Here is a 2,010-nt window from a genome sequence, read left to right on the forward strand (position 1 = left end):
AACCCAACAGAAAAAGGCCGAGCTCCTGCGACCCAACGGGTCGCGCGGGCCGGAGCCACCCCCGGCGTAGGGCCGCCACTTCGCGATGCTCGTTGGGCCCACGCTGGCTCCGCCCGTCCAAGAGAGTAGGATAGTCCCAGCCCTTGCCCCCGCGAGCGGTACCCCCGTTTATTCCGAGAGGCAGCGCAACTGAAGACCGTGGCCCCGGAGATTCACGACCCCCGGAGCAAGCCACGACATGTTGAAACTCAAGTCCATGGCGCCGACATCGTACTCTTCGGAAGACCAACAGTAGCCGTCGAGTCCGACACTCACCAGCTCTCCCAACCGCCACTTGCTTCCCGCATCGCGGAAGCCCGGGGCGCGCCCTCGGCACTCGAATCGGGCCCCTTTACGCAAAATTACTCCCCGTAAATACACGCCCCGTTTATTCCGAGAGGCAGCGCAACTGAAAACCGTTGCCCCGACAGTTCGAGTTGTCCGGTCGCAGCCACTCCATTCCGAAATCTAAATATATTCCCTTTGTTCCGGATGGTGCTGTCGACCAACTGTACCCGTAGTGACCGACACTCCACATCTCTCCCGCCGTAATTCCGCGTCCGCCCGGGGCGGGGTACCAGGCGAGTGGTGCTCAAACCGGCCCGCCTCGGCTTCAATGGCCGCCTCCATCCCCATCAGGCAATGTCGCTTCTTCCGTCTGTACCCGCGTTTTGCTCTCTGCGTCAAGACGAACAAGATGAGAACGAACGTTTTTACTTCAAACTACAAAAATAGCGTTTTTTTCGGAGAATCCGGGGGCGTCGCCGAGAAAGCCGCCTCGCTCAGCGCGCAGAACCCTCGATTGCCAACCCGTAACCCGCTCGATTTTTGGCCTCTTTCGTGCCGCAGGATGCCATCGAGTCGTCAGGTTAAATTATTTCAATCTCAAACCGCATTCGATTTGTTTTTTATTTAAATATTTCTACCTTTATCCTGATTTTATAATAAAAGTCAATGCGAAATAGTGATAATTATCAATATTTCGACAATAAAGTAAATCCCCATGACGGAAAAAGAAAAACTGAAGGCCTATCTGAAAGAAAAAGGAATCAGCAAAAATAAATTCTATACCCTCACCGGATTTTCGATCGGATTTCTCGACAGCGGCCGCAGTCTCGGCGCCGACAAGGTTAAGATAATCATCAATAAATTTCCCGACCTCAGCCTCGACTGGCTCATCATGGATCAGGGCCCGATGCTGACCCCGCCCTCCTCCCGCGGCGTCTCTTACGACATGGGCGGTTACCACATTCCCCGGCTCGAAGAGCCCGAACGGCCCTACGTCCTATCTTCCCGGCTTTGCACGGGGGACGACGACCGTCGGATCCCGCTCTACGACTTCGAAGCCGCGACCGGTCTCGAACCCCTTTTCGAAGGCCGCACCCCCGTTTCAGCCTACTTGTCGATCCCCGAACTGCCTCGCTGCGACGGCGCCGTCAAGATGCGCGGCGACTCGATGTACCCTTTGCTCAAGGCCGGCGACATGGTGGTTTACAAACAGGTTCGGGACTGCACCAACATCATTTGGGGTGAGATGTATCTGATCTCGTTCGCCTACGACGACGAGCAGTACACCACGGTGAAATACCTGAATCGGGTCGAAGGCTCTCCGGATCGTGCCCTGTTGGTGAGTTATAATCCCCACCACGCCCCGATCGAGATTCCGTTATCGGCCATCCGCGCCCTGGCGATCGTGAAAGCGAGCGTCCGGTTCAACACGATGGGTTGACCGGAGTGGTAGATGGGGCGAGGCTGCCGTGTGTTTGGGGTAGAGGCTGGCAGTAGAAATGCGTAAGCATTTCCCGTCCACGGGACGTGGGGCCCGCGCGGCCCGAGCGCAGTACCCTCCCTTAGGGCAGCCGCGCGCCACGCCAAAAGAAGCGATTCAACTATTTCGGCGGTGAGCCGAAATAACTGAATCGCGCAGGCGCGCGAAAAAACTTGATCCGCGCAAAGTTCTGTCGCCCGCCC

At 56.9% G+C, this 2,010-nt stretch carries 2 protein-coding genes; one reads left to right on the top strand and one right to left on the bottom strand.

The genetic code is table 11. From position 1 onward, the window contains the following. Positions 1 to 168: 168 nt before the first annotated feature. On the bottom strand, positions 169 to 420 hold the full coding sequence (locus tag QZ302_RS09870; RefSeq protein ID WP_294594927.1) for a hypothetical protein: 252 nt from the start codon (positions 418 to 420) through the stop codon (positions 169 to 171). Positions 421 to 1,042: 622 nt separating this feature from the next. Here QZ302_RS09870 and QZ302_RS09875 point away from each other — a divergent pair. After that, on the top strand, positions 1,043 to 1,768 hold the full coding sequence (locus QZ302_RS09875) for a S24 family peptidase (RefSeq protein ID WP_294594929.1): 726 nt from the start codon (positions 1,043 to 1,045) through the stop codon (positions 1,766 to 1,768). Positions 1,769 to 2,010 lie beyond the last annotated feature (242 nt).

The organism is uncultured Rikenella sp. (genome assembly GCF_910579375.1).
Classification (GTDB): domain Bacteria; phylum Bacteroidota; class Bacteroidia; order Bacteroidales; family Rikenellaceae; genus Rikenella.